Source organism: Kitasatospora sp. NPDC056800 (assembly GCF_042789775.1).
In the GTDB taxonomy this organism is placed as follows: Bacteria; Actinomycetota; Actinomycetes; order Streptomycetales; family Streptomycetaceae; genus Kitasatospora.
In genome coordinates this window covers 13,328-17,851 of record NZ_JBHUAL010000191.1, presented here as the reverse complement: position 1 = coordinate 17,851, position 4,524 = coordinate 13,328, and the positions used below count along the sequence as shown (strand labels likewise).

Here is a 4,524-nt window from a genome sequence, read left to right as displayed (position 1 = left end):
ACGCCCCGGCCGCGGTAGCGGGCCTGTAGTAGGGTCCGCGCCAAAGTTCGGTCAAGAACCGCCGGGGGGCGAAGGTGACAGCGGTACGCCGCAGAGGGATCGCGTGGGGGCTCAGAGGCGTGGCGCTCGTGGCGCTGTCGGCCTACCTGGTGGGCCGGCACGCCTCCCGTTCGGGTGGGCTGGTGGAGCTCGAACGCCGGCTCGACCACCCGGTCCTGCTGGTCGGGGCGACGGTCGTGCTGGTGCTGGTCTCGCTGATCGTCGAGCTGGACTTCCGTACGCCGGAGTCGCAAGTCGGCCTGGCCGGCGGCCTGGTGGCGCTGGTCCTGCTCGGGGTGCCGCTCGCGCTGTCGACGCTCGCGGCCGGGGACTCCGGGGTGCGGACCGCGCGGGAGGCCGCCCCGGGCCACCCGGACCGGGTGCTCGTCTTCACCGATGCCGCCGACTCGTTCGAGCCGGACTGCCGGGTGGAGCTGCTGACCGGCAGCGGCTGGTCGGCGCGCCACTGGTCCCTCGGTGCCAGGGGGCCGGGCGAACGCCTGCTCAGGGCCGAGTGGTCGGGCCCGGACCGGATCACGGTGACCTCGGAGAAGGAGATCGAGGTCTTCACCGTGGGCGAGGACGGGACGCCGGCCGGCCCGTCGTCCACGCCCCGGCCGCGGTAGCGGGCCTGTAGTAGGGTCCGCGCCAAAGTTCGGTCAAGAACCGCCGGGGGGCGAAGGTGACAGCGGTACGCCGCAGAAGGATCGTGTGGGGGCTCGGAGGGGCCGCGCTCCTGGCGCTGCTGGCCTACGCGGTGGGTCGGTACGAGTCCCGGTCGGGAGGGCTCGTGGTGGTCGAGCGCTGGCTCGACCACCCGGTCCTGCTGGTCGGGACGGCGGTCGTGCTGACCGCCGTCGCGTTGTACATCGGGATGGAGTTCCGGACCTGGGTGTCGCAGATCGGCTGCGCCGTCGCCATGGTGGCACTGGTCTTCGGAGGGCCGCTGATCGCGTTCCTGGCGCTCGTGAGCGGCGAGGGGCGGACCGACCGGGAGGCCTCCCCAGGGCGCCCGGACCGGGTGCTGACCATGACCAACGTGGCCTTCTCGATCGACCCGATCTACCGGGTGGAGCTGGTGGCCGGCAGCGGCTGGTCGGCCCGCCACTGGAGCATGGGGATCTGGAACACCCGGGGCGGCGACTTCGTGCGCGCCGACTGGTCCGGCCCGGACCGGATCACCATCACCGGCCGCAAGAAGCTCACGGTCTTCGACGTCCACCCGGACGGCAGCCTGAGCGCGCCCCGGGAGGAGCCCAAGCCCCCGGAGGGCTGAGGCCGGCCCGGCCCTCCCCCGAAGTCCGGGGGAGGGCCGGGGCGTTCGGGCTCAGCGGGGCGGTGTCACCACGTGTCGATGTGCATCGTGTTGGCCGCGTTGTGGATGGCGTTGTAGTGCGGGATCGACATGTCGGACCTCTTCTGGCTCGCCGGCAGGTTCTTGTCGGCGGCGCGGAACTCGTCGCGGGCCTCCGCCAGCAGGCTGACGCCGTGGGAGACCGGGACGTCCTTCGTGCCGTGCGCCGGGTGGGACTTGGCGGCCGTCTTACTGCCGGCGTTGATCAGGGTGCCGCGGGCCTGGTTGTAGTCGGCCACCTTGATCGTCTTCGGGTTGCGGAGCTCTGCCTGCACCCCCGCGGTCGGCGGCGTCTGCTCGGCGGCCAGGGCGGCGGGAGCGGCGGCGGTGGTGAGCGCACCCGTCACGATGACGGTGGCGAGGGCGTTGCGGAGGGTCCTGTGCATGAGGGTGTCCTTCCGATAAGAAAGCATCAAGGATTTCGCGCCCGCCGTGATGATGAAACGGTCGGGATGCGAACGTCTCGGCCCTACCCCGGCCCCCGGTGGCGGAAAACCGGCTTCCGTTCCGGGAATTCGCAGAGGATGAGATCAGGCCTTTTTCTGATCATGCGCAAATAGGACTGGCGTAATGGTGAGCCGAGGGACTGCGCCGGAGGGAGGGGGAGCCCGGGCGCAACTCCGCGCTGCGGCAGACGGGGCAATGCGATTCGTGCGTTGACTCCACCCGGGTTACTTGCCGTTGCGGGGGCCCGGTGCGGGTGGTTCCCTCGGCTCCGTGGCCCTGTACGCGGTCACGGAATTCGAGGAATCACCCTCGCAGAAGGAGAAATCCTTGTTCAGCATCAAGAAGGCGGCTGCCGTCGCGACCGCCGCCCTGGCCGTCACCGGCGCGGTGGCCTCGGCCTCGCCCGCCTCGGCGGGCGAAGTGCGCGTCGGCGGCCAGGAAGTGCGCTTCTACAACGAGTCCGTGAACGGCTTCCTGGACTCCGCCAAGTACGGGACCGACGCCATCACCTGGCAGGCCAACGGCACGGTCTGGCAGGACTGGATCCTCCGCCCGACCCCCGGCGGCTACCTGATCGAGTCCAAGGGGAAGCCCGACAAGTGCCTCCAGGCGTTCGCGGAGCCCGGCACGCCGATCCCGCTCGTCGCGTGCAACCCCAACATCCCGACCCAGCAGTGGCAGATCGACCGGACGGGCGACAGGTACGTCATCGCCGAGGCCACGGACCAGGACTACGTCATCGCGGCGCAGAGCAACGGCGCCAACGTAGTGAAGGCGCTCCGTGACGACAGCCCGCGTCAGCTCTGGGACGTGGTTGCCCCCGCCGCCCCCTGAGCCTCCGGCGACACCTTCCCGCCCCCGCCGGCGGATCCGGCGGGGGCGGGTTCGTGTCCCGGGGGCTCCGGCCCACGACGGCGAATGCCGGGGCCGGGTGGTCCGGGTCAGTAGAGGTAGGTGCCCCAACGCTGTTCGGCGCGCCCGGTGCACGGTTCGATGGTGATCTGGTTGCCGTACCCGTTGTCGGTCAGGCACTTGTTCCGCTCGGCCACCGAGTAGACCTCGTACCAGCCGTCTCCCTTGCCGAAGAAGGCCCACATGCCGTTGGCGGTGGCGTCCCAGTGGTAGAGCTGGACGTCGCGGCTGTTGGAGCCGGCGAGGTTGAGGACCTGCGCGTCCCGGAGGCGGCTGGTGAGCGCGTACTGCGGGACGCCGTCGCCGGTGTCCCCCTTGCGGTCCAGCCGCCAGCCCTGGGAGGCCTCGTTCGGGTTGTGCTGGTTCCAGGCCTGGATCTTGTTGCCGTCGCCGAAGGCGCCGTTGGCGGAGTCGACCGCCCGGCCGGTGCCCTGGTTGACGAGGGTGACCCAGGAGCCGTCGGGGTGGCCGCCGCGCTGGCCGTTGTTGCCCGCGCCGTGGGTGCCGCGGTCACCGCCGCCGCTGGGGATGTCGTTGACGGTGGCGGGGAGTTCCTGCCCGCAGCCGACCTCGTACGAGGCGGTCTCGTACCAGTTGACGTCGCTCGGGGCGTTGAGCTTGACGCTGCTCCGCAGTTCGCGCTTCGCGACCCCGTTGACCGGGTTCTTGAGCGTCACCGTGTACGTCCCGGTGCTGTCGGCGTGCGCGACGCGCACGTAGAGGGCGCCCTTCCGGCCGGGGTTGACGGTCACCTGGCGCGTGCCGGTGTACTCGTTGGTGTAGGACCACTTGTGCCCGTACTGGGTCTCGATGCTCAGCGACACCTTGGTGATGAGCGAGCCCAGGATCCCCGGCGAGGTGGACAGCCCCACTGACACGGACGTGCTGTCCTCGGAGGTCCGCGACTGCCGGAAGCTCAGGGACATGGTGTCGGCTGTGGTCTTCCCCGGGGCGCAGTTGCTGTGGGTCTCCCCGCGCTGGTAGTCGGTGAAGCCCTGGGTGTAGCTCTCGCTCCGGTAGGTGCAGTTGGCGGTGTTGTTCGGGTCACCCGGGAAGTAGCCCTGGGCGCAGGCCTGCAGCCAGTCCTTGTCGCTGACGGCCTTGGGCCACTCGGCGTTGAACTTCTGCGCGTCGGAGTTGTTGCACCCGTACGCCCACGGCTGGACGCCCTCGGCGAAGTTGCCGTTGGGGATGTCCACGCAGAGCTTGTTGCCCTCGGTGGTGTAGATCGGCGTCCCCTTGGAGTTGTAGTACCACCAGCTCTGCGTGGGGTTCTTCCGGTTCGAGCAGGCGTCGAGGACCAGCGGCGTCTGCTGGTCCGTCCGACCGCCCTCCATGGACAGGCACTTGCCGGTCGCCTTGTTCCGGATCTGGTAGAGGCCGCCGTTCCAGTACCAGATCTGCGCGTCGGAGCCGTTGCAGGTCCACAGCTGCACCTTGGGCCCGGTGCCGTTGGAGGCGTCCAGGCACAGGTCCGGCCGCTTGTCGGCGGTGAACGACAGCCACGAGGAGTCCGCTTCGGCGCTCGCGGCCGGGGCGAGGAGGCCGACGAGGCCCAGGGACATGAATAAGGCTAGGAGGGCGCTCAGGTAGCGGCGGTGAGAGCGGCGCTTTTCCATGGGTTCTCCGAACTGGATGCTCGACACGGCCGGATCGCGGGCCGTGGCGTCATTGCATCGCCAGTTGGTAGACAAAAGATCAACACCGGTACGGGAGGGCCGTTGCCGTCCTCGCCGGGGTGGGGAACGCGGAAGGGTCCGGCACCTGTGTGG

5 protein-coding genes are annotated in these 4,524 nt (G+C 70.0%); 3 read left to right on the top strand and 2 right to left on the bottom strand.

Translation table 11 applies throughout. From position 1 onward, the window contains the following. Positions 1–119: 119 nt before the first annotated feature. Both ACFRQN_RS31885 and ACFRQN_RS31880 read left to right on the top strand, forming a co-directional pair. Positions 120–665 carry a hypothetical protein gene (locus tag ACFRQN_RS31885; protein WP_380743795.1) on the top strand — a complete coding sequence of 182 codons (546 nt, stop codon included), beginning with the start codon at positions 120–122 and terminating at the stop codon, positions 663–665. 83 nt (positions 666–748) lie between these two features. Beyond that, positions 749–1,315: a hypothetical protein gene (locus ACFRQN_RS31880; protein WP_380743793.1), complete on the top strand. Its 567-nt coding sequence runs from the start codon at positions 749–751 to the stop codon at positions 1,313–1,315. 65 nt (positions 1,316–1,380) lie between these two features. Here the strand turns inward: ACFRQN_RS31880 and ACFRQN_RS31875 are convergent, their stop codons facing one another. Then, positions 1,381–1,779 carry a hypothetical protein gene (locus tag ACFRQN_RS31875; protein ID WP_198959475.1) on the bottom strand — a complete coding sequence of 133 codons (399 nt, stop codon included), beginning with the start codon at positions 1,777–1,779 and terminating at the stop codon, positions 1,381–1,383. Between the two features lie 388 nt (positions 1,780–2,167). On the opposite strand from ACFRQN_RS31875, the gene ACFRQN_RS31870 reads away from it, so the two are divergent. After that, a complete protein-coding gene (locus tag ACFRQN_RS31870) occupies positions 2,168–2,674 on the top strand; it encodes an RICIN domain-containing protein (protein ID WP_380743791.1) in 507 nt (168 codons plus the stop codon). Between the two features lie 107 nt (positions 2,675–2,781). On the opposite strand, the gene ACFRQN_RS31865 is transcribed toward ACFRQN_RS31870, so the two are convergent. Further along, positions 2,782–4,317, bottom strand: a complete 1,536-nt coding sequence (locus ACFRQN_RS31865; protein ID WP_380743789.1) for a ricin-type beta-trefoil lectin domain protein — start codon at positions 4,315–4,317, stop codon at positions 2,782–2,784. Positions 4,318–4,524: the final 207 nt, after the last annotated feature.

What these genes read in the sequence shown, in the direction of transcription:
- ACFRQN_RS31875 (WP_198959475.1), bottom strand. Translation starts at nt 1,779, where the DNA reads ATGCACAGGACCCTCCGCAACGCCCTCGCCACCGTCATCGTGACGGGT.
- ACFRQN_RS31865 (WP_380743789.1), bottom strand. Translation starts at nt 4,317, where the DNA reads ATGTCCCTGGGCCTCGTCGGCCTCCTCGCCCCGGCCGCGAGCGCCGAA.